Source organism: Flavobacterium sp. B114r (assembly GCF_056824125.1).
This window is the reverse complement of sequence record NZ_CP124858.1, coordinates 2,553,181-2,576,227: the sequence shown is the minus strand read 5'-3', so window position 1 is coordinate 2,576,227 and position 23,047 is coordinate 2,553,181. Positions and strand designations below refer to the sequence as shown.

The following is a 23,047-nucleotide window of genomic DNA, read 5'->3' as shown; positions in this document are numbered from 1 at the left end:
AGAGGGCTCCTATTAATCCTCTTCCACAAAATCTAATTCCCTATTTTTCCTGTTTCTAAAATAATTGATCAGAAATACGATAAAACCCGAAAAGAGATTCAATAAAATCATAAACAAAAAAAGCTGAAAACCTAATAAATTCCTACCTATAATCAGGTCTAATTTGGTAGATATTATCTGCTGATGATTGTAAAATTGCCAATTCTCATAATCACTATAGTCATTAGAATTTCTATTTATTACTTTGAGAAACCAAGCGCATAGTACAAAAATGAATACCGATAGGAATATCGATACTTTATGGTTTATATAATAAATAATACCAGAAAAAGTTGCGTTTGTAACAATACAAATAAGTAATACCGGCACAAAAAACATAGCAAACATAACGGGAGAGCTAAAAAAAGCGATTATAGCCAGCATCACAATGACACTATTTGAAATTATAAATTGAATACCAAACTGTTTCATTCTTTTTTAGCTGTAATGGTTATACTGTTTCCCCGAAAATAAACTTCAAATATATCATTCTTTATTAAACTCAGGAATAGGATTGATTATTACCGCTGCAAAAAAACATATTTAGTTAAAACAAACGAGCACCGGCATCTGCAAAGTTTTTAATTCGGGGGCTTGTAGGACTCAACTCTGTTACTATGGCATCTATTCTATCAAGTCCGCAAACTTTATGAGGCATTTTGCCGTTGATCTTGTCTGAAGTTGCTAAAACAATAATCTTGTCTGAGGCGTTGATCATTTCTTTTTTGATGATCGAAACTTCATAACCCATTTCTGTAAGTCCCTGATTGACATCTAAACTACTTACGCCTATAAAACAAACATCAGCTTTGATTTTCGACAAAACCTGAACCACATCGATACCAACAGTTACCATTGCATTTTTTTGCAGTTTTCCACCTATAAAAATCAATTCAATATTAGGATGTTGTGACAATTGCATCGCGATAGGCAAACTATAGGTATATATTGTAGCAGAGAAATCAATTGGAATGAGTTTACAAAACGACAAATTGGTGGTACCTCCTGTCATAATAATTACTTGACCTTCGCGTAAAAACGACAACGCTTTTTGGCCTACAATTATTTTTTTATCTTCATTGACGATATTGATATCAAATATATTACGCGACTTATCCTTTACCAGAAAGGCACCTCCATATACTTTTTCAATAAGTCCTTTGTTGTGCAATTCATTGAAATCCCTGCGAATTGTATCCTCAGAGATCTCTAATTCGAGAGCGAGATCGATCGTATTTACTTTATCGGCCTCTTTGAATTTATCCATGATAAATTGATGCCTTTCTTTTTTCAACATTTTCTTTTTTTAAACAAATATAAAAGATAATGCATTATTATGCACGTTTTAATTGAACAAATTTAAAAAATAGGAGTTTTATTATGAAATTTTTTTGATTTAAAACGATTATAATGCGTTATTATGCATTATCAAACATTTTATTTTAAAATATCGCACAAAATCGCATTAATTAAAAAAAATGTTTATATATTTCGGTTCTCTAACTAAACAAAAATTATAAAATGAAAAAACTATTATTTATTTTATTTGGAATTATTTTGTTTGCGCAACCCATATTTGCCCAATCAAAAACCGTAACCGGTACAATTACAAGTGAATCTGACGGACTTTCTCTACCAGGAGTATCTGTTCTTATTGAAGGAACATCTAAAAGTACGGTAACAGATTTAGATGGAAAATTTAGCATCGCTGTAAACCAGAATGAAACACTGGTTTTTAGCTTCGTTGGATTTGCTTCTAAAAAAGTTAAAATTTCAGCTAACTCCAGTGTAGTCAATCTTAAAATGGCAGAAGAGACGAACACACTTTCTGAAGTTGTTGTATTAGGATCTACTGTGCGTGCTACTCGTAAAGAGTTAGGAAACGCAGTGACAAGCTTAAAAGGTGAAGATTTAGTAAAGGCGCAACCAGGCGGACTTTCTACAGCTTTGCAAGGTAAGATTGCCGGAGCTCAGGTTTCTCAAAACTCAGGTGATCCAGCAGGTGGTTTCAGCATCAAACTTAGAGGAACTTCTTCTATATTAGGTTCTTCTGACCCATTATATGTTATTGATGGTGTTGTTTTGAATAATGCAACTACAAACGTTACCAACCTGAATGTAACTTCCGGAAACTCTAATATGCAAATTGGTCAAAACAGATCGTCTGATATTAATCCTAACGACATCCAGAGTGTTGAAGTATTAAACGGAGGAGCCGCTGCAGCGATTTATGGCTCAAGAGCTGCAAATGGTGTTGTTTTGATTACTACTAAAAAAGGTGTTGCAGGCGAAACTAAATATACTTTCTCTACTAGTGTAACCTCAAATCAAATTAGAAAAAAATTAGACATGAATATGTCTGACAAACAATTTGTGAGTACTTCGCCAGCTTTGTTTCCTATCCAGGGCAATCCTGCAAGCGCAACTACTGTAAATGTATTGGGAAGAGATCTTGAAACCAGAACTACAAACGTTCAGCGATATGATTATCAAGATGATATTTTTACTACAGGTGTAGGAACTGACACTTACTTCTCTCTACAAGGCGGAGACGAAAAAACAAAATATTTTGCTTCGCTTGGTTATTTAGTAAACGAAGGAATTATAAAAAATACAGATTTTAAAAGAGCCGGTGCAAAAGTAAGATTGAAACATGACTTCAATTCGAAATTATCTGCTACTGTAGGATTGAATTATATTAATTCAGGCTCAAATGAAAAACCGGATGGAAACGTTTTCTGGAGTCCAATAAACTCTATAAACATTACCAACAATACTTATGATATCAAACAAAAAGATGCCAACGGTAATTATTTAGCTGTTGATCCTAACAGGATTAATCCGCTTTCTATCATAGACGATTTTAAAATCAAACAAAATACAGACCGTATTATTACAGATTTACAATTGAACTATGTTCCGTTTAAAAACTTCAATGCCGATATGATTTTTGGTTTAGACAATTACAACCAAAGAGGAAATGTATTTATCCCAAGATATACCTACACCGTTAACCCTGCTTATTATAATGATGGATATGTTTCTGAAGCAACTAACAGAGTAGTGCAATTCAATAATGATTTAAATTTAAGATACCTTTATAATATCAACTCAAACTGGAAAGCAACAACTTACGCGGGTTATAATGTACAAACTTACCGTGATAATTTCGTAGCGATTGAAGGACGTAACTTAAAACCATTTATCGAGACTATAAATGCTTTTAATACTTTAATTCCGGGTTCACCAAGTTCAAGCCAGTCAAAATACAATTTATGGGGTTACTACCTTCAGGAAACGATTGGTTATAAAGATAAATTATATCTGACTGTTGCCGGAAGACAAGATGCTTCGACCATTTTCTCAAGCGATAACAGATCTCAGTTTTATCCAAAAGCAAGTTTGAGTTATGTACTTTCTGATGAAACATTCATGGAAAGCATTCATGATGTAGTAAGCTCTGTAAGACTTAGAGGATCATGGGGTAAATCAGGAAGTTTAACAGCTATTAAACCTTATGCACGTTTTACCAATTATTCTACAGGAACACTTTTAGGAAACAGTACTTTTACTATCGAAGGTTTCAAACAAGGAAATTTAGATTTAAGACCAGAACAAAGTGTTACTTATGAAGTTGGTGGTGATTTTGGATTCATAAAAGATCGTTTAAACTTATCATTCAGTTATTATAATGCTGACATTGACGACTTATTGTTACCTGTTCAGTTAGCAGCTTCTGAAGGTGCTACAAACACTATTAAAAACATTGGACAAATGAACAATAAAGGATTCGAATTGAATCTTAAATATGCGCTTATCCAAAAAGAAAACCTGCATCTTGATGTTTTTGTAAACTATAGCAGCAACAGAAATAAAGTAACAGGATTACCACAGCAACGTTTTAAATTAGACAGCAATTTAGCAGGAGCTCCTGTTTTTGTTGAAATGGATAAACCAGTTGGAATTTACTACGGTACTTATTTTGCAAGAAACACTGATGGAAGTTTATTGTTGACTGCTAACGGATATCCTCAAACTGAAAAAGGAGACGTAAATACCGGAGTAGCACAAAGAGATGCTAACGGACAACCAACAGGAACGATTTTGAACAAACAAATTGGAAATCCAAATCCGGATTATATCATTTCGTTTGGGGCGAATTTAAACTACAAAAAATTCAGTTTATCTGTATTATTTGATGGTGTTCAGGGCGTAGATGTTTTTGATGCTGATTACAGAACAAGACAAGGTGTTGGTTCAGGAGCATTGGTTCAAAAAGAACTTAACGGAGAATTGCCTCGTGGATATATCTGGTCTGTTTATAATGTTGAAGAATTTAGAGTTGTTGACGGAAGTTACCTGAAATTAAGAGAAGTTTCTTTGAGTTATTCTTTTGGAAAATTAAACAATTTCTTTAATGATTTAAGCATTACCGGAAGTGGTAGAAACCTGATTTCATGGGATAAATTTACCAGTTTTGATCCTGAAACAAATTCAGGCGGACAATCTTCAGTTGCGAAATACAATTTTGGAACAGTGCCAATTCCTAGTTCATATTCATTGGCCGTTAAAGTTCAATTTTAATCAAATAAAAACATCATGAAAAAAATATTCATCCCTATAGTTGCTTTTGCATCCCTTTTTGTTAGCTGCAACGAAGATTATTTAGACCCAACAAAACCGTCTCAGGAATTAGTTTTTGGATCCAGAGAAGGTATTATTGGTGCGGCAAACGGATTGCAACAGCTTTGGTCTGTAGACAGAACAAGCCCTGTTTACAATACCATTACCGGTAACGGATTTACAACAAAAGAACTCCGACTTATAAATGCAGGAAATGTTGACGAAGGTGAACTTTCTGTTGGTGGCGAGGTTCTTTCTACCAAAAATGCCGTAGTAAACAATCTATGGTCGCAATGTTTGGTGATTAAATCTGAATCTCAAAAAGTAATCGATCATATTGATGTTCTAACAGCCGAAACTGAAAGATCAAGTGTTCTTGTTCATGCTACTATTTTTAAGGCAATGGCGCTTACTACTCTTGTACAATATTTTCAGAGTGTTCCGCTAAAAACGGCAAAAAATGCTACTTTCGATTCAAGAACTGATGTATTAAATGAGGCTATTAAGATATTAAAAGCAACAGAGCCTTTGCTGGATAAAGCAACTGGTGCACCAGGTTTAGTTAGCACACTTAATTATAAAAACACAGTTTATGCTCTTTTAGCCAGAACGTATTTAATGGTGGGAGACTATGATAACGCCATTGCTTATGCCGCTAAAGTTGATCTTGCTGCAAAATCAGTATTTGCTTTTGATCAAATAAGCCCTAACCCAATTGCTTATGTTTCGATCACGACTAATAACGTATTCCAACCAATAGATTTAACATTGGGATTACCAGCATCTTTAGCTCCTGCAAGTACTGACGGAAGATTGAATTTTTACATCAAACCGGGTTCAAACCCTACACTTGCAACTGGATTTTTTGATTCTAACATAAAACCAATCCCTGCTTATTTACCGGGAGAAATGACATTAATTACAGCAGAATCATATGCCCGAAAAGATAATTTACCTCAGGCAGTTATTGAATTAAATAAAGTTTTGACTAAAACTGCAGCGGCTGATGCTTACGGAATTGGAGCAAACCTTGCACCATATACCGGAGCAGTTACCAAACCTGCTATTTTGACTGAAATTTACAGAAACCGTTGTATCGAAATGTACATGTCCAGTTTAAAATTCGAAGACAGCAGAAGATTTGAGCGTCCTGCCGCCGGAACAACCGGAGCTGAGAGAAACCGTAACTGGTATCCTTATCCGGACTCTGAAAGAAACAACAATTCTAATACTCCGGCTGACCCAAAAATTTAAGACCCTCCTAAAATCGGGGCATCCTGTTATGCCCCGATTTTTTATACTATAACCCCAATTTATTTGTTATGAAAAATAAAAATCCAGAAACTGAGCAAGAATCTTTATATAAAGATCTAGATCAAATGACCGTTAAAGAGCTTCTTAAAAACATCAATACAGAAGACAAAAAGGTACCGCACATTATCGAACAGCAAATTCCCAAAATTGAAAAACTGGTAAAAGCGATCGTAAAAAAGATGCAGCTCGGTGGAAGATTGTTTTATATTGGTGCCGGAACTTCAGGACGTATCGGAATTCTGGATGCTTCTGAGTGCCCTCCTACTTTTGGAGTGCCACATGATATGATTATTGGTATTATTGCAGGAGGAGATACCGCTATTAGAAAAGCAGTTGAAAATGCCGAAGATGACACAGAACAAGCCTGGAAAGATTTGGCTCAATATCAAATTTCAAGTTTAGATTTTATCATAGGAATCGCAGCTTCCGGAAATACTCCTTATGTTTTGGGCGGACTTGAAAAAGCAAAAGAAAACAATATTAAAACGGGAAGCATTTCCTGTATCAGCAATGGCCTTATTGCTCAGGTTGCAGATCACCCGATAGAAGTTGTTGTTGGACCGGAATTTTTAACCGGAAGTACCCGTATGAAAGCCGGAACAGCTCAAAAGTTAACCTTAAATATGATCTCAACATCGGTGATGATTAAATTAGGAAAAATCAAAGGCAACAAGATGGTAGATATGCAATTATCTAACGAAAAATTAGTAAAAAGAGCCATTAAAATGATTATGGAAGAACTCAACATCGAATCTGATTTAGCAGCAGAACTTCTTCAAAAACACAAAAGTGTACGAGCCGTTTTATTAGACCATAGTGCTAAAAAATAATTTCCTCAACTAACCAAAAACCAAAATGTCTTCAAGCACAATATTAATTTTTATAGTCGTCTATTTTGGACTTTTGCTATTCATTTCTCATGTTATCAGCAAAAAAGGACAAGACAACGATTCGTTTTTTAAAGCCAATAAAAACTCGAAATGGTACTTAGTCGCTTTTGGAATGATTGGTACAGCATTATCCGGAGTTACATTTATATCGGTTCCCGGTGAAGTGGGATCTCCAAACGGAGAACAATTCAAGTATTTTCAGTTTGTATTAGGTAACGCAATTGGTTTTATTATCATCGCAAAAGTACTGCTTCCTCTCTATTACCGAATGAATCTTACTTCTATTTACAGCTATATCGAACAACGAATGGGTGTGAATAGTTATAAAACAGCCGCATCTATTTTCCTGGTAAGCAGAACCGTAAGCTCCGCTTTTAGATTGTATCTCGTGATTATTGTCTTGCAGCGCTATGTTTTTGATTACTATGGCATTCCGTTTCCAATGACAGTATTTTTAGCCTTAACACTTATTTTTCTGTATACCTACAAAAGCGGTTTAAAAACGATAATTATTACAGATACTTTACAAACGTTCTTCTTGGTAACCTCTGTTTTTATCACCATTTATTTTGTGTGCGACAGCCTTAATTTGAGTGTTATAGAATCCATTTCGACCATTAGAAAAAGTAATTATTCACAAGTTTTTTTCTTTGATGATTTCATGACCAGTAAATATCATTTTGTAAAACAAATTCTGGGGGGAATTTTTGTTACTATTGCAATGGTTGGTCTTGATCAGGATTTAATGCAAAAAAACCTAAGCTGTAAAAACATTGGAGAAGCACAAAAAAACATGTTTACCTTTACAGGAGTATTTGTACTGATCAATATTATTTTTTTAAGTTTAGGTGCTTTATTGTACATCTATGCAAACAAAAACGGAATATCAGTACCGCTTGATTTAGTGACTAATAAACCAAGAACTGATTTACTTTTTCCTGAAATTGCGCTCAATCATTTATCACTTGTTCCTGCTTTTATTTTTCTTTTAGGAATTATCGCAGCAACATTTGCAACAACAGATTCAGCCCTAACTGCTCTGACAACTTCATTTTGTGTAGACTTTCTGGGAATGGACAAAACCGAAAATGCCTCTAATACTAATAATGTAAAAAGAAGACATCTGGTACATTTCGGATTTTCTATATTGCTGTTTCTGGTTATTATTATTTTAAATTCTTTCAACGACAGTTCTGTAGTTACCCTGATTTTCAAAGCTGCTTCTTATACTTACGGACCACTATTAGGATTATACGCTTTTGGATTATTGCAAAAGTCAAGGCGTGTAAACGATAAATTAGTTCCGGTAATTTGTATCATTGCTCCAGTTTTGACTTATTTTATCAGCGAACATTCAGCCTCACTTATCGGATATACATTTGATAATGAACTCATCATACTAAACGGCCTTTTTACTTATATTGGACTTTATTTTACCAGCAGCACTTCTGAAGAAAGAATATCTTTTTAATTAGTTTGTATTTAAAATAATCTGATTTTAGCATTTCAATTGAAACCGTTTTCATAAAATTCAATTTTCATGAATAAAAATATTAATGCACTTTATAAAATTGCACAAAAAGAAACCCGAAAAATTATTGGGTTAATGTCAGGAACCTCTCTTGACGGACTTGATATCGCTTTATGCGAAATTTCAGGCTCCGGTGAAAAGACAACCGTTAAATTAAGTCAATTTGAAACGATTGATTATTCCGAAGATATCAAAATCGAAATCCGCGAAGTTTTTGCCAAGAAAATTATCGATTTTCAGCACTTGGTTGTTCTCAACGAATGGATTGGTCTTTTGCATGCTGAGATGATCAATAATTGTCTTCAAAAGTGGAATATTCCATCACAAGAAGTTGATCTGATCGCCTCACACGGACAAACTGTTTTGCATGCTCCTAAGTTTTTACACCAACTTGAAAAATTTCCAAACGCCACATTACAAATCGGAGATGGCGATCATATAGCTGTAAAAACAGGAATTATCACACTATCTGATTTTAGACAAAAACATATTGCCGCTGGTGGCGAAGGTGCACCGTTAGCTGTTTATGGGGATTATTTTTTATTTGGAAAAAAAGGCGAAAACCGCATTATGCTTAACATGGGTGGTATTGCCAATTTTACATTTTTACCCGCTTCCCTAAACCCCGAAGAAACTTTTGTAACAGATACAGGAACCGGAAACACTTTGATTGACCTTTTTGTAAAACAATACTATCCTGAAAAAAGCTACGACAAAGACGCTGAAATAGCACAAAAAGGAACATTGAATCAGGTATTATTAGACAATTTAAAAGACAATGCTTTTTTTGTCCAGCAATTTCCAAAAACGATTGGCCCGGAACTTTTTGGGGCCGATTATGTAAAAGCAGCACTCTCAAAAAGCAACATCAACAATATTTCTGCTCCTGATTTATTAGCTACTTTAACGCGTTTTAGTGCCGAAACAATTGCTGAAGCCATCCAGTATTCTGTAAAAAACTCTTTAGATAAACTTGAAGATTTCAAAATCTATATGTCTGGCGGAGGCACGCATAACCCGCTGCTAGTAAAATGGCTGAAAGAATTATTGCCTTGCAAATTTCACAAAAGTGATGATCTCGGCATTTCCGGAGATGCTAAAGAAGCCGTTTTGTTTGCTATTTTAGCCAATGAAACTGTCGCCGGAGACGGCTTTAATTTTGGCACTCAAAAAGGAATTCCATCTGTTACTATGGGCAAAATTTCATTACCAGACTAAATACAATTTAAATTAAAAAAAATAAAAGACCGTATCATTTAATCAGCTGCTTCAAAAGCAATAATCGTACGCTTATAATTATGCTTATTCTTTTGAATTAGCGCCATTTTCGAGAATCAAATACCGGAATCATTAAGCTACCTATACTTTATACTCTAATTTAGAGTTTAGTATTATGTTATTTTTATAAAAAAGGCATGGTTTTTAAGGTGTAAACTATTAAAAATATCACATCAAAATTATAATTTCAAATAGTCCGCTAAAAAAACTATTTTTGGATTCTGTTAAAAAAGATTAAAATGCATAAAAATCAGCACTTAATATTTCCTTTTCTATTTTTATTGTTCTTTAATTGGAGCGCCAATTCACAAGAAAAAATACTATACCCTAAAAACGAATTCAGAGGGGTATGGATTGCAACTGTGGTCAACATCGACTGGCCAAAAACGGCTATTGATGGCGTAGAAAAAGAAAAAGCAGATTATCTGGAAATTTTAGATGCGTACAAAAAACTAAATTATAATGCAGTAATTGTTCAGATCAGAAGTGTTGGTGATGCTTTTTATCCATCAGAATTTGCTCCCTGGTCCCGTTTTTTAACAGGTAAAGAAGGTGTAGCTCCAAACCCATATTACGATACATTGGCGTGGATGATTGAGGAAGCGCATAAAAGAGGCTTTGAGTTTCATGCATGGCTGAACCCGTATCGCGCTACTTTCGATTTAAACAAAAATCTTTTAAGCCCTAATCACGACATTTTCAAACATCCGGAATGGATGATAGAATATGCCGGAAAACTATATTACGATCCGGCATTGCCTGAAGTTCAGGAACATTTAACCAAAGTCGTAAAAGAAGTTGTTGACAAATACGATATCGATGCGATTCATTTTGACGATTATTTCTATCCTTATACAGTTCCCGGAAAATCATTTAACGATACCGCTTCGTTTAGAAAATATGGTGCAGGTTTAAGCCTTTCTGACTGGCGTCGTGCGAATGTGAGCAATTTTGTACACACAATTTCGACTACTATCAAAGCAAGTAAACCATGGGTTCAATTCGGAATTAGTCCGTTTGGAGTTTGGCGTAATAAATCAGCAGACCCTAAAGGCTCTGAAACACAATCGACATCAAATTATGATGATTTGTATGCCGATCCTGTTTTATGGATGGATCAAAAATGGATCGATTATATCTTGCCTCAATTGTATTGGAGCATGAACAACCCAAGAGCTTCTTATTCTAAATTGGTAAAATGGTGGTCTGAAAATTCTAATAATACTGCACTTTATATTGGTCATGCATCGTACAAAATCAGGGGCGATAGCGATAAAAGCTGGAATTTTATAAATGAAATCCCAACCCAAATCGACTTTGCCAGAAGTTTCAAAAAAGTAAGCGGAAGTGCTTATTTCAGTTCAAAATGGTTCATGAACAAAAACTTTGATCTTGTACGTATTTTAGAAGAAAACCAATACAAATATCCTGCGCTTCCTGCTGCAGTTCCTAATTTAAAACACATTGTCATCGATATTCCTGTCGTAAATGAATATCAAAAAGACAGTATACATTATGCTTTCAACATAAAAGCGCCGTTGAATACAAAAGTGCGTTATATGGTAATATATGGAGGAGAAAGCACATCGAAAGTTGACATTAATGATCCATCAAAAATAATTGATAAGATTACAGTTTGTGAAACCAACGGAACTATTCAGTTTTCTATCCCGGCTGAAAAAATGAATCAATACAAAGCTTGCGCTGTAACATTTATAGATTATTATGCAAACGAAAGCACTCCAACTACCATCGATTTAAAAAAGACATTTAAAATTTATACACCTGCACAACCTAATGAAAACAGATAACAAACCCTGGTTTTGGATTCCTCTTCTTAATTTTGCATCTGGCTTGCCGTATGCTGTAATTATCTCCGTATCAGTAATTATGTATAAAAATCTGGGGATTTCAAATGAAGATATTGGCGTCTACACCAGTTTATTGTATCTGCCTTGGGTTATAAAACCACTTTGGAGCCCTCTTATCGAAATCGTAGGAACCAAAAGAAAATGGTTTCTGACCATGCAGCTTATTATTTCTATTGCCTTTTTATTGGTTGGACTGGCAATCCCAACCAGCGGTTTTTTTATGATGACCTTAGCCATATTTTGGGTTGCTGCTTTTGCATCAGCTTCAAATGATATTGCCAGTGACGGATTCTATTTATTAGTATTGCCAGAAGATAAACAATCTTTTTTTATAGGAATCAGAAGTACTTTTTACAGACTCTCAATGCTGGCCGGAAACGGATTAATCGTGCTTTTAGCAGGATATCTCGAACATAAATATGGTGATAATACCAAAGCCTGGTCATACACCATGATTTTTGTAGGTTTACTAATGACTTTTATTACGATATATAATTATTTTTCGACTCCAAGAACAGAAATAAATGCAGGAGAAAAACCAAAAGACGTTAACGAGAAAAGCTTCATCACCATCTTTATCAGCTTTTTCAAGAAAAAGCAAATTGGCTTAATACTCTCTTTTATATTGTTGTTTAGATTAGGAGAATCTCAATTAATCAAAATGTTAAGTCCTTTTTTAATTGATCCGGTAAATGTGGGCGGAATGGGATTAGATACTCAGGATGTTGGAATCATTTACGGGACTTTTGGAGTTGCAGCTTTAACCATTGGAGGAATCTTAGGCGGAATTGCAATCTCTAAACAAGGGTTAACCAAATGGATGCTACCAATGATTTTAACGATGCACCTGCCTATTATTGGTTTCATATTATTGGCACATTTTCATCCTTCATCAGTTTATTACATCTATGCCGTTGTTATTATAGAACAATTTGGTTACGGTTTTGGTTTTGCCGCTTTCATGATGTATTTAATTCATGTGGCAGAGGGAGAATCGAAAACAGCACATTACGCTCTTGCAACTGGTTTTATGGCATTAGGAATGATGTTACCCGGAATGTTAAGTGGTTTTATTCAGAAATATTTAGGCTACGGAAATTTCTTCATTTGGGTATTTCTGGCTACAATTCCCGGAATTATTTTATCCCGATTTATAACTTTTCCAAAAGATTTCGGTAAAAAAACAGCATAACAGCTATACATATAACGCCCATGGAAATCAATGAAAACATCCAGGTTGAACGAAACCTGAAAGCAATTGAATTTGAAAAAGCAGGAGAGATTGAGAAAGCAATTGCGTTATACGAACAAAATATTACCGAAGGTTTTAAAGGAAATCATCCTTATGATCGATTGGCGACAATCTACAAAAACCAAATCGATCTTGATAATGAGATTCGGATTCTAGAAAAAGCCATTATTGTTTACGAAGAAATTACACTGGAAGACCGTCTGGAAGGTTTACCAAAACTTTTCCGTTTCAAGAACCGACTCGAAAAAGCCTTGCACACTAAGGCTCAACTTGCCAAACAAAAGAAAAGCAAGCTCAAATAAAAATAAATTTTAGTACATTTTATTATGATCACCTTAAAAAGAACGAATTCTGACGATATCGATTTTAAAAATCTGGTTGTTTTATTAGACCGCGATTTAAAAATCAGAGACGGAGAAGATCACGCCTTTTACAATCAGTTTAATAAAACCGATGCTATAAAACATGTAATTGTTTTTTACGAAAATGATATTGCCGTGGGTTGCGGTGCTTTTAGAGAAAAAGAAAATGATACCGTCGAGATCAAACGGATGTTTGTACATCCTGACTATCGCAAAAAAGGAATTGCAACAACTTTGCTCGAAGCATTAGAAATTTGGGCTACCGAAGTAAACTATAATTATACCATTCTGGAAACAGGAAAAAAACAACCCGAAGCAATTAATCTATACCAAAAACTAGGCTATTCTGTAATACCTAATTATCCACCGTACGAAAGCATGGATAATAGTGTTTGCATGAAAAAAGCGTTATAATATTATAAAAATGAAAAATCAAACCTTAATACAAAAAGTGGGACAATTCTTTTTTCCCGCAGTATTTATAAACGACACCGAAGAAAACATTCAGGAAACAGAACGTTTAATAAAAGAACATAATATTGGCGGATTGACTTTTTTTCATAGTCGTGCCAGCGCAGCAACCAATTTCGAAAGCAAAAAGAAAATTGTTTTTAATGACGACAGTTATCAAAAAATCAAAGACCTTATTGTTCGTTACCAAAAAGCCGCTCCTACTCCACTCTTAATCAGTATTGACGCCGAATGGGGTTTAGCAATGCGTATCGAAAAAACACCGCAATATCCTTACGCCATTACACTTGGCGCTTTGCCTGAAAGTAAAGCGAACTTGGTCTACGAGGTTGGAAAACAAATTGGACTAGACCTAAAAGCAGCTGGAATTCATTATAATTTATCTCCCCTTGCAGACATCAACAACAACCCCAATAATCCGGTTATTGGCTATCGTTCTTTTGGAGAAGACAAAAAGAAAGTAGCTGATTTTTCTGTAGAATATCTCAAAGGAATGTCAGAAGTTGGCGTTTTAGGCTGTCTGAAACACTTTCCCGGACACGGAAACACCAATGTCGATTCGCATTTGGGATTACCGGTTTTAAATGAAACTCTGGAAGAATTAATGCAAAACGAGTTATACCCTTTTATTAAAGGAATCGAAAATAATGTCGATTCAATTATGATCGGACATCTTGCCGTTCCAAGTTTAAATGACGGAAAAAATACGTCGGCTACTTTATCAAAACCTATTATCGAAACACTATTACGCGAGCAATTAGGTTATGATGGTTTGGTAATTTCTGATGCGTTAAACATGCACAGCGTTTCTAAACTATACGATACAAAAGGAGAATTGGAATGGGAAGCCTTCAACGCCGGAAACGATATTTTATGTTTTGCCGAAAATGTTCCCGAAGGAATTCAGGCAATCCTTAAAAATGCTTCGCCGGAACGTATCGAAGAAAGCTTCAACAGAATCATAAACGCTAAAGAAAAAGTAGGGATTTTATTTACTGACACTTTTACTTCCGGAGAATTGGACTTCGAAAAAGCATCAGCACTAAATTTTGAAATTGCTCAAAATTCAATCACAAAAATTATTGATAATTCGAATACTCAATTAGCTTTTGAAGCACATAAAAACAATCAGTTAGCCAAACTAAGTTTATATAAGAACACAGAGAATACTTTTTTCCAGACTTTAAATTCAAAATTAGATTCTCCTGAATTTGCTTTTGAAAGTTTAGAAGCTTCTGATATAAAATCTATTGCAAATGATTTAGAAAATTTCCAAACAATTATCATTTCATTATTTGTTCCAAAAGCAAAACCAATGAATAATTTCGAAATCAATGATGAAGTTTTAGGATTGCTTTCGAACTTGCTGCAAACTAAAAAATGTATTATTTACGTATTCGGAAATCCATATGCATTGCCTATTATTCCTAATATTAAAAAGGCTTCAGGATTAATTCAGGTCTATCAGGATTTTGAGGAGTTTCAAAAAAATGCGGGAATTCAATTTCTTGAAAATTCAGTTTGCAACGGAAAACTCCCTGTAAATATTGACTTACACTAAGTTATAAAAACAAAACCTACACAATAGTCAAATACTATCAATATATAAATATTTATAATCACTTCTTATTGCAAGAACACTTAGTTATGCGCTACTTTTGCACCAGAAATAAATTTTTAACGTAAAACGAAAAATATGTCTTTAGTAGGAAAAAAATTCCCAAGTATTGCAGTAGATGCTATCTCAGAAATGGGTGATAATTTAAAAATCAACATTCTTGAAGAAGCAGTAAACAACAACAAAAAAGTATTATTGTTCTGGTACCCAAAAGATTTTACTTTTGTATGCCCAACTGAATTACACGCCTTTCAAGCTGCATTACCAGAATTTGAAAAAAGAAATACAATCGTTATTGGAGCTTCATGCGACACAAACGAAGTACACTTTGCTTGGTTAAACACTCCAAAAAACAATGGTGGAATCGAAGGTGTAACGTACCCAATCTTAGCTGATACAAACCGTAATTTGGCTAACATTTTAGGTATCCTTGATATCGAATCTACAGAATACAGCGAAGAAACTGATTCAGTTATCATCGAAGGTTCAAACGTAACTTACAGAGCTACTTACCTTATTGACGAAACAGGAAAAATCTTCCACGAAAGTGTAAACGATATGCCATTAGGCCGTAACGTAAACGAATACTTACGTATGGTTGATGCTTATACTCACATCCAGGAAAAAGGAGAAGTTTGTCCTGCAAACTGGGAAGCTGGTAAAGAAGCAATGTCTGCTGACAGAATCAGTACTGCTGAGTACTTAAGCGCAAACTAAATTTTTATAAGTTGACAAGATACTAAGTTGCTAAGGTTCTAAGTTTTTTTAGCTTATAGCCTTAGTAACTTAAAATCTCACTGCCTAAAAATATCAAAAGAGAACTGAGAAGATATGCTAAAAAAAACTTAGCAACTTAGATACTCAGCACCTCAGAACCTTAAAAAACAAAACTATGTTAATCGACTTAAACGAAGATACGTTAGCAGATTTAGTTGCTAAAAACGAAAAAGTAGTAGTACAATATTCAGCTTCATGGTGTGGAAATTGCCGTATTATGAAACCAAAATTCAAAAAATTAGCCACAGAAAATGAAGCTATCACTTTTGTTTTGGTTGATGCTGAAAATTCTCCGGAATCAAGAAAATTAGCCAATGTAAGCAACTTGCCTACTTTCGCTACTTTCGTAAACGGAAAATTAGTTGGAGAAACTCAAACTAACAAACAAGAAGTTTTAATCGACTTGGTAAACGCTATTGCTTAATGAAATTGGTTAGACTTGCTTAGATTTTTAGACTTCTTAGATGTTGTCTAAAGTTTCAAAAAAAATCTAAGAAGTCTAAGAATGTCTAAAAATCTAAGAAATCTAATTATGAAGTTACCCGTAATAAAGCAATTAACCCAATTCATCGAAGAAAACGATCAGGATTATATCATTGAAACGATAGAAGTTCTTGAAGCAATGACTGAAATTCCTTCTCTAAAAGATGAAGAATTAGATGTAATTGGCGAATTAATATCCAATATGTATGGTGCACTTGAAGTACACAAAATGGTAGTTCAGGGCACAGATAAAAAAGAAGCTTTAAATGCGTTCATGAAACGTGTTTTAGGCTCTATCGATAAATAATCGAGCACTACAAATTAAAAAAACATGACCTAAGAAACGCTTTCATTCCAAGAAAGCGTTTTTTTGTTTCAAACTTTCAGTTGTAGCTTTCAATTTATCTCAACTTCCTCATCCTGAGACATGCATTATTATCTTTTGTCACCCTGAGCGGAGTCGAAGGGCGCGCCAATTGGAACGTGAGCTTCGACTCCGCTCAGCCTGACAAACTGCATAAATCTTAAAATCTAAATTCTAAAAATCATTTGAGCGAGAGCAAGAAAATGGTTTTCATTCTCAGTCTCAGTTTTCAGCGCAATCTTGTCATTGCGATTTCCATGATAACACCAAATCTTTTGTTCTTTTCAACGGATTAAAATCTATCTTTCGCAATCATAACCGCAAGCAAAGTCATTGCGAGGAACGAAGCAGCTACATTTACAAAATCAATTTTATGTCTCATCGTTAGTGAGATTGCTTCGTTCCTCGCAAAGACACCTAAATCAAATAATCGCTTCCGGAGATCCCACATTCCCCGGGATAACATAAAACAACAATAAAATCCGTAATAATCCGTTTAATCTGCGTCATCCGCGGGCAAAATATGCGCAATCCTATATGAGATTGCTCAGTTCTTCGCAAAGACAAATTCACATCTTAATCTATACTTAAACCCACAACAAATACTTTTAGATTCAAATATTAATCCTTACTTTTGAACCTCATAAAAAATTAAAAATCATGGCTTCAATAACATTGGGAGGAAATCCTATTCATACTTCAGGCGAATTACCAACAGTTGGATCACAACTTGCTGATTTCAAATTAGTACAAAACGATTTATCAGTTGCTTCATTAAGTAACTTCGCAGGAAAAAAATTAGTTTTAAATATTTTTCCAAGTATTGACACAGGAACTTGCGCAACTTCTGTTAGAAAATTCAACGAAAGTGCAAGCAATTTAGAGAACACAACTGTTTTATGTATTTCAAGAGATTTACCATTTGCTCAAAAACGTTTTTGTGGAGCTGAAGGATTAGAAAATGTAGTTAACTTATCTGATTTTCAAGCCGGAACTTTTGGAAAAGCTAATGGCTTAGAAATCGTTGACGGACCTTTGACTGGTTTACATTCAAGAGCGATTATTGTTGTTGATGAAAACGGAAAAATCACTCACACGGAACAAGTTGCTGAAATTGCAAATGAACCAAATTACGAAGCTGCTTTAGCGGCACTATAATATCCTTTAAATGGAATTTCAAAAAGATAATACTTTTTTTACTGGCCGATTAAAAAGCATGTCTTATGCTTTTAACGGAGCTGTAAAACTTATTCGAACGGAACACAGCATTATGGTTCAATTCTCATTGGGGATTTTAATGACCATTGCCGGGTTTTATTTTCATATTTCACAAACCGAATGGCTATGTCAAACATTAGCCATAGGTTTAGTTTTAAGTGTTGAAGGACTGAATACGGCAGTAGAAAAAATTGCCGATTTCATTCACCCTAATTATCATGAAAGAATCGGTTTTATTAAAGATATTGCTGCAGGAGCGGTATTTTTTGCCGCAATGACAGCAATAGCAATAGGCTTGATCATTTATATCCCAAAATTCATATAGGCAACAGGCAACGCAAGAATGGCAAAAACAACAAAAAAAGAAACTTTAGACAAAAAAAACGGATTAAAAACTGAGACGCTAAAATCTTGGAGACCCAACAAACAGCAACGTTTTGTTTTGGGCTGTCTTTTGGTACTATTTTCTATCTCATTATTAGTCGCATTTATTTCTTTTTATGTCAACGGACAATGGCAGACTGACCAAAGCGCGGTAAGCCAACTTGGCGATCGCTCTGAAGTGGTACAAAACTGGCTAGGAAAATTTGGCGCTTATCTTGCCGATTTACTCGTATACAGAGGTTTCGGTATCGCTTCATTTTTACTGGTTCGACTCTTTTTCTTAACGGGAATGTTTCTAGCTTTAGAGCTATCTCTGAAAAAACTAAAAAACATCTGGTTCTGGGATATATTTGCCATTATTATAGTTTCAATTTTATTTGGCTTTTTCGCAACTTCAGCACCTGAACTTGGCGGAACAATTGGATATGAGTTAAATCTATTTCTGCAGGATTACATCGGAAAAACAGGTACTTTACTGACATTGCTTTTTGGATTAATTATTTATCTGATCTTTAAAATTAAATTATCTCCCGAGAAAATTCAGTCCTATTTTGATTCTACTAAAAAAGAGTTCAAATCAGAATTGGGTTCTCTAAAACCGCAACAGGCAGAAAGTGCTTATAATCTTGAAGAATTTGTTATTGAAGAAGATCCCGAATTAGATAATATTCACTTAAAATCTGATGTTACACAATTCGAAATCAACAAAGAAGCCCTAAAGCCTACTATTTCTCATTCATCAGAAATAGATTTGAATCCGGTTGTAAAACCTGTTCAAATGGAAATAAAACCGGCAACAGTAACTCCTCCTGTACACGTAGAAGAATTTGTTATCGAAAAAGCCGAAGAAGAAGATATTATCGAAGAAAACCTGGCTTCACGTCTGGTTGCTGATTTTGGATTATTTGATCCAACATTGGATTTATCGAATTATAAATTCCCAACCATCGATTTATTAAAAGAATATTCGACTGGAGGAATTACAATTAATCAGGAAGAATTAGAAGAAAATAAAAACAAAATTGTAGATACACTTCGTAACTATAAAATTGAAATTGCACAGATTAAAGCAACCGTTGGACCATCGGTAACTTTATACGAAATTGTACCGGAAGCCGGAATCAGAATTTCTAAGATTAAAAGTTTGGAAGATGATATCGCTTTATCACTTTCGGCACTAGGAATTCGTATTATTGCTCCTATCCCAGGAAAAGGAACGATTGGTATCGAGGTTCCAAACAAGAACCCAACAATGGTTTCTATGAAAAGCGTTATCGGTTCTGCGAAGTTCCAGGAAGCTGAAATGGAATTACCAATTGCTTTGGGAAAAACAATTTCAAACGAAACTTTTGTTGTCGATTTAGCAAAAATGCCTCACTTATTGATGGCAGGAGCTACAGGACAAGGAAAATCTGTTGGATTAAATGCCGTTCTAACTTCACTTTTATACAAAAAACATCCAGCCGAAGTAAAATTTGTCCTGGTAGATCCGAAAAAAGTAGAGTTAACATTATTCAATAAAATTGAAAGACATTATTTAGCCAAACTTCCGGATACTGATGATGCAATTATTACAGACAATGCGAAAGTGGTAAATACCTTAAACTCACTTTGCGTTGAAATGGATAATCGTTATTCATTATTGAAAGATGCAATGGTTCGTAATATCAAAGAATATAACGATAAATTTAAAGCCAGAAAATTAAACCCTGAAGCCGGACACAGATTCTTACCGTATATTATATTGGTTGTCGATGAGTTCGCCGATTTGATAATGACAGCCGGTAAAGAAGTCGAAATCCCGATTGCGCGTTTGGCTCAATTGGCGCGTGCTATTGGTATTCACTTAATTATCGCAACACAAAGACCATCTGTAAACGTTATTACAGGTTTGATTAAAGCGAATTTCCCTGCCAGAATTGCTTTTAGGGTAACATCAAAAATTGACTCCAGAACTATTCTGGATACACAAGGAGCTGATCAGTTAATTGGTCGTGGAGATTTATTATATACCAACGGAAATGATGTCGTTCGTGTACAATGCGCGTTCATTGACACTCCTGAGGTAGAAAAAATCACGGATTTTATTGGTTCGCAAAAAGCATATGCCACAGCTTATTTGCTTCCCGAGTTTGTTGGAGAAGAAACTGGCATTAATCTTGATGTGGATATTTCCGACAGAGATACCTTATTTAGAGAAGCTGCTGAGATTATTGTCAATGCACAACAAGGTTCTGCTTCATTATTGCAAAGAAAATTAAAATTAGGATACAACAGAGCCGGTCGTTTGATCGATCAGCTGGAAGCAGCTGGAATTGTTGGTCCGTTTGAAGGCAGTAAAGCAAGAAGTGTGAACATATCTGACTTAAGTGCTCTTGATCAATTTTTTAATAATGAACAAAATTAATCCTATCATGAGAACAAAAATTCAGGAAATCCCAAACAATTCTATTACTAAGTTGACTAAAAAGTGCTTTCAAATGGCTGTTATATTGCTATTGAGCTTCACTTCTACTCAGGCTCAGGATAAAAAAGCCAAAGATTTATTGAACGAAGTGACTGCCAAAATAAAAAGTTACGACAATATTGTTATTGATTTTAAATATTCTTTGAATAATGCCAAAGAAAACATCAATCAAGACAGTAAAGGAAACGTAACAATGAAAGGCAATCAATATGTTCTTAATTTCATGGGGGTTACTAAAATATTTGATGGTCAAAAAACATACACTATAGTTCCCGAAGACGAAGAAGTTACGGTTTCTAAAGTAAACGAAAAAGATGACGCTGCTATAACACCGTCAAAAATGCTTACTTTTTTTAATTCCGGATACAAATACAATATGGATATTGTACAAAATGTAAAAGGAAGAAAAATTCAATACATTAAATTAGCACCTACAAACGCAAAAGATCAAAGAAAAGAGATTCTTTTAGGTATTGATGTCCAGACAAAACACATTTACAACTTAATCGAAACTGGTAAAAATGGAACAAAAACCACTTTAACCGTTAATTCTTTTAAAACCAATCAGCCTTTATCAAAAAATCAATTTACATTTGTAGCGAGCAAATATCCAAAATACTACATCAATAAATTAGACTAATTACAAGGTTGAAAATTTTAGACAAATATTTACTAAAAACATTTCTGATTACATTTACTACGGTATTTGTAATCCTTTTTTTTATATTCATACTTCAAACCGTATGGCTCTTTATTTCTGAACTTGCAGGTAAAGATCTTGATTTGATTTTGATTGTAAAATTCCTTCTATTCTCGATGCCCCGAATAATTCCTTTGGTTTTACCCTTATCGGTTTTACTGGCTTCTATTATGACTTTTGGAAATTTAGCTGAGAATTATGAATTCGCAGCTATGAAATCTTCCGGAATATCTCTTCAGAGAGCCATGAGGGTTTTGATTGCTTTTATATTTGTCTTAAGCATCGTGGCATTTTGGTTCGCCAACAATGTGATTCCCTACGCCGAATATAAATTTATAAATTTCAGAAAAAACATCGCCCAGGCCAAGCCTGCAATGGCAATTGCCGAAGGTCAGTTTAACGATGTTGGCTTTTATAACATCAAAGTAAATAAAAAATCAGGTGAGAACGGAAACATTCTGACCGGAGTTACTATTCACGAAAAACCAAATAACGTTGGCGAAAACAAAACCGTTATCAAAGCAAAAGATGGTAAATTAATGAGTAGCGAAAAGTCAAGTATTTTAAAACTGGTTTTAAATGATGGCTATTACTATCAGGATGTAACCCCAAAAAAATATGAAGACCGCGCTAAACTTCCTTTTATAAAAAGCTCTTTTAAAAAGCAGATTATCAACATTGATTTATCTGAATTAAACAAGGTCGACGAAGACAAAGAAAATGTAGGAAGCACCAATGCAATGCTGAATGTTAACGAATTACGCTATACTTTAGATTCGTTAAATAAAAACATGGAGAATGAAATTATCTCATTTTCAGAAAACATCAATCAGCGTGTTGGAATTAGAAAATCTCCAATTCCTGTAAAAACTGATAAAAAGAAAAAGGCTTTGCCTAATAATATTTTATCTTTATATACAAATAAACAGAAGGCCGATATTCTAAAAATGGCCGGCAGCAATGTTACCAGCAATATCTATTCGATTGAATCAACTCAAAAAGATTTAAAAGACAAACAGCGTGAAATCAATAAACACTTAACTGCTTTATACGAAAAATTCGTAATTGCATTTGCCTGTTTCTTAATGTTTTTTATTGGAGCTCCATTAGGTGCTATTATTCGAAAAGGCGGACTTGGTTTACCAATTGTTTTTGCCGTTTTAATCTTTATTACTTTCCACTTTATCAATACTTTTGGAAAAAGACTCTCCCAAGAAGCTGCAATGTCTCCATTTATGGGTTCATGGATGTCCTCTTTTGTATTATTACCATTAGCTGTATTATTAACGTATCGTGCAACAAACGACAACGGATTAATCAACTTTGATGCTATTACAACTCCAATTTTACAATTATTCCAAAAAATTTCAGAGCGGTTTTTCCCTGCTCAAAATAAAAAATAACT

20 protein-coding genes are annotated in these 23,047 nt (G+C 34.4%); 18 read left to right on the top strand and 2 right to left on the bottom strand.

What is annotated here, in order from left to right; genetic code table 11:
* Positions 1–12: 12 nt before the first annotated feature.
* Positions 13–471 carry a hypothetical protein gene (locus QLQ94_RS11010; RefSeq protein WP_271335505.1) on the bottom strand — a complete coding sequence of 153 codons (459 nt, stop codon included), beginning with the start codon at positions 469–471 and terminating at the stop codon, positions 13–15.
* 115 nt (positions 472–586) lie between these two features.
* The gene (locus QLQ94_RS11005) at positions 587–1,336 is read right to left on the bottom strand and encodes a DeoR/GlpR family DNA-binding transcription regulator (protein WP_271335506.1); all 750 of its coding nucleotides are present in this window, start codon (positions 1,334–1,336) and stop codon (positions 587–589) included.
* A gap of 224 nt (positions 1,337–1,560) precedes the next feature.
* Here QLQ94_RS11005 and QLQ94_RS11000 point away from each other — a divergent pair, with 224 nt between their 5' ends.
* From QLQ94_RS11000 to QLQ94_RS10915, 18 genes are all read left to right on the top strand, one after another.
* Positions 1,561–4,623 (top strand): SusC/RagA family TonB-linked outer membrane protein, encoded by a 3,063-nt coding sequence (locus tag QLQ94_RS11000; protein ID WP_271335507.1) that lies wholly within the window; start codon positions 1,561–1,563, stop codon positions 4,621–4,623.
* Between the two features lie 15 nt (positions 4,624–4,638).
* Complete coding sequence (locus QLQ94_RS10995; RefSeq protein ID WP_271335508.1) at positions 4,639–5,916, top strand: RagB/SusD family nutrient uptake outer membrane protein; 1,278 nt, start codon at positions 4,639–4,641, stop codon at positions 5,914–5,916.
* A gap of 68 nt (positions 5,917–5,984) precedes the next feature.
* Positions 5,985–6,806, top strand: coding sequence for an N-acetylmuramic acid 6-phosphate etherase (gene murQ / locus QLQ94_RS10990; RefSeq protein WP_271335509.1), 822 nt, complete (start codon positions 5,985–5,987; stop codon positions 6,804–6,806).
* Positions 6,807–6,831: 25 nt separating this feature from the next.
* Positions 6,832–8,337 carry a sodium:solute symporter gene (locus tag QLQ94_RS10985; RefSeq protein ID WP_427401876.1) on the top strand — a complete coding sequence of 502 codons (1,506 nt, stop codon included), beginning with the start codon at positions 6,832–6,834 and terminating at the stop codon, positions 8,335–8,337.
* 69 nt (positions 8,338–8,406) lie between these two features.
* A complete protein-coding gene (locus QLQ94_RS10980; RefSeq protein ID WP_271335512.1) occupies positions 8,407–9,615 on the top strand; it encodes an anhydro-N-acetylmuramic acid kinase in 1,209 nt (402 codons plus the stop codon).
* A 299-nt stretch (positions 9,616–9,914) separates the two neighbouring features.
* Entirely contained in the window at positions 9,915–11,486 is a 1,572-nt protein-coding gene (locus QLQ94_RS10975; protein WP_271335514.1) for a glycoside hydrolase family 10-like protein, read from the top strand.
* Complete coding sequence (locus tag QLQ94_RS10970) at positions 11,473–12,738, top strand: MFS transporter (protein WP_271335515.1); 1,266 nt, start codon at positions 11,473–11,475, stop codon at positions 12,736–12,738. Before QLQ94_RS10975 ends, QLQ94_RS10970 begins: the two co-directional genes overlap by 14 nt.
* A gap of 20 nt (positions 12,739–12,758) precedes the next feature.
* Entirely contained in the window at positions 12,759–13,100 is a 342-nt protein-coding gene (locus QLQ94_RS10965; protein ID WP_271335516.1) for a hypothetical protein, read from the top strand.
* A 24-nt stretch (positions 13,101–13,124) separates the two neighbouring features.
* On the top strand, positions 13,125–13,574 hold the full coding sequence (locus QLQ94_RS10960; protein WP_271335517.1) for a GNAT family N-acetyltransferase: 450 nt from the start codon (positions 13,125–13,127) through the stop codon (positions 13,572–13,574).
* A 10-nt stretch (positions 13,575–13,584) separates the two neighbouring features.
* A complete protein-coding gene (locus QLQ94_RS10955) occupies positions 13,585–15,192 on the top strand; it encodes a glycoside hydrolase family 3 protein (protein WP_276598210.1) in 1,608 nt (535 codons plus the stop codon).
* A 135-nt stretch (positions 15,193–15,327) separates the two neighbouring features.
* On the top strand, positions 15,328–15,966 hold the full coding sequence (locus tag QLQ94_RS10950) for a peroxiredoxin (RefSeq protein ID WP_271335518.1): 639 nt from the start codon (positions 15,328–15,330) through the stop codon (positions 15,964–15,966).
* Positions 15,967–16,141: 175 nt separating this feature from the next.
* Positions 16,142–16,450: a thioredoxin family protein gene (locus tag QLQ94_RS10945; RefSeq protein WP_041519142.1), complete on the top strand. Its 309-nt coding sequence runs from the start codon at positions 16,142–16,144 to the stop codon at positions 16,448–16,450.
* Positions 16,451–16,558: 108 nt separating this feature from the next.
* On the top strand, positions 16,559–16,816 hold the full coding sequence (locus QLQ94_RS10940) for a DUF6952 family protein (RefSeq protein WP_017495510.1): 258 nt from the start codon (positions 16,559–16,561) through the stop codon (positions 16,814–16,816).
* A 717-nt stretch (positions 16,817–17,533) separates the two neighbouring features.
* Positions 17,534–18,031, top strand: a complete 498-nt coding sequence (gene tpx / locus QLQ94_RS10935; RefSeq protein ID WP_271335524.1) for a thiol peroxidase — start codon at positions 17,534–17,536, stop codon at positions 18,029–18,031.
* A 10-nt stretch (positions 18,032–18,041) separates the two neighbouring features.
* Positions 18,042–18,416: a diacylglycerol kinase gene (locus tag QLQ94_RS10930; protein WP_427401873.1), complete on the top strand. Its 375-nt coding sequence runs from the start codon at positions 18,042–18,044 to the stop codon at positions 18,414–18,416.
* A gap of 18 nt (positions 18,417–18,434) precedes the next feature.
* Positions 18,435–20,882 carry a DNA translocase FtsK gene (locus tag QLQ94_RS10925; protein WP_271335526.1) on the top strand — a complete coding sequence of 816 codons (2,448 nt, stop codon included), beginning with the start codon at positions 18,435–18,437 and terminating at the stop codon, positions 20,880–20,882.
* 73 nt (positions 20,883–20,955) lie between these two features.
* Positions 20,956–21,582, top strand: coding sequence for an outer membrane lipoprotein periplasmic chaperone LolA1 (gene lolA1 / locus QLQ94_RS10920; protein ID WP_479686985.1), 627 nt, complete (start codon positions 20,956–20,958; stop codon positions 21,580–21,582).
* A gap of 8 nt (positions 21,583–21,590) precedes the next feature.
* Positions 21,591–23,045, top strand: coding sequence for an LptF/LptG family permease (locus QLQ94_RS10915; protein ID WP_271335528.1), 1,455 nt, complete (start codon positions 21,591–21,593; stop codon positions 23,043–23,045).
* The last annotated feature ends 2 nt before the right edge of the window (positions 23,046–23,047 follow it).

Excerpts from the sequence above, each read along its gene's own strand:
- QLQ94_RS10940 (WP_017495510.1), top strand. The coding sequence starts at position 16,559 with ATGAAGTTACCCGTAATAAAGCAATTAACCCAATTCATCGAAGAAAAC.
- QLQ94_RS11010 (WP_271335505.1), bottom strand. The coding sequence starts at position 471 with ATGAAACAGTTTGGTATTCAATTTATAATTTCAAATAGTGTCATTGTG.
- QLQ94_RS11005 (WP_271335506.1), bottom strand. The coding sequence starts at position 1,336 with ATGTTGAAAAAAGAAAGGCATCAATTTATCATGGATAAATTCAAAGAG.
- murQ (WP_271335509.1), top strand. The coding sequence starts at position 5,985 with ATGAAAAATAAAAATCCAGAAACTGAGCAAGAATCTTTATATAAAGAT.
- tpx (WP_271335524.1), top strand. The coding sequence starts at position 17,534 with ATGGCTTCAATAACATTGGGAGGAAATCCTATTCATACTTCAGGCGAA.
- QLQ94_RS10980 (WP_271335512.1), top strand. The coding sequence starts at position 8,407 with ATGAATAAAAATATTAATGCACTTTATAAAATTGCACAAAAAGAAACC.
- QLQ94_RS10930 (WP_427401873.1), top strand. The coding sequence starts at position 18,042 with ATGGAATTTCAAAAAGATAATACTTTTTTTACTGGCCGATTAAAAAGC.
- QLQ94_RS11000 (WP_271335507.1), top strand. The coding sequence starts at position 1,561 with ATGAAAAAACTATTATTTATTTTATTTGGAATTATTTTGTTTGCGCAA.
- QLQ94_RS10985 (WP_427401876.1), top strand. The coding sequence starts at position 6,832 with ATGTCTTCAAGCACAATATTAATTTTTATAGTCGTCTATTTTGGACTT.
- QLQ94_RS10960 (WP_271335517.1), top strand. The coding sequence starts at position 13,125 with ATGATCACCTTAAAAAGAACGAATTCTGACGATATCGATTTTAAAAAT.
- QLQ94_RS10995 (WP_271335508.1), top strand. The coding sequence starts at position 4,639 with ATGAAAAAAATATTCATCCCTATAGTTGCTTTTGCATCCCTTTTTGTT.
- QLQ94_RS10965 (WP_271335516.1), top strand. The coding sequence starts at position 12,759 with ATGGAAATCAATGAAAACATCCAGGTTGAACGAAACCTGAAAGCAATT.
- QLQ94_RS10950 (WP_271335518.1), top strand. The coding sequence starts at position 15,328 with ATGTCTTTAGTAGGAAAAAAATTCCCAAGTATTGCAGTAGATGCTATC.
- QLQ94_RS10970 (WP_271335515.1), top strand. The coding sequence starts at position 11,473 with ATGAAAACAGATAACAAACCCTGGTTTTGGATTCCTCTTCTTAATTTT.
- QLQ94_RS10945 (WP_041519142.1), top strand. The coding sequence starts at position 16,142 with ATGTTAATCGACTTAAACGAAGATACGTTAGCAGATTTAGTTGCTAAA.
- QLQ94_RS10975 (WP_271335514.1), top strand. The coding sequence starts at position 9,915 with ATGCATAAAAATCAGCACTTAATATTTCCTTTTCTATTTTTATTGTTC.
- lolA1 (WP_479686985.1), top strand. The coding sequence starts at position 20,956 with ATGGCTGTTATATTGCTATTGAGCTTCACTTCTACTCAGGCTCAGGAT.
- QLQ94_RS10925 (WP_271335526.1), top strand. The coding sequence starts at position 18,435 with ATGGCAAAAACAACAAAAAAAGAAACTTTAGACAAAAAAAACGGATTA.
- QLQ94_RS10955 (WP_276598210.1), top strand. The coding sequence starts at position 13,585 with ATGAAAAATCAAACCTTAATACAAAAAGTGGGACAATTCTTTTTTCCC.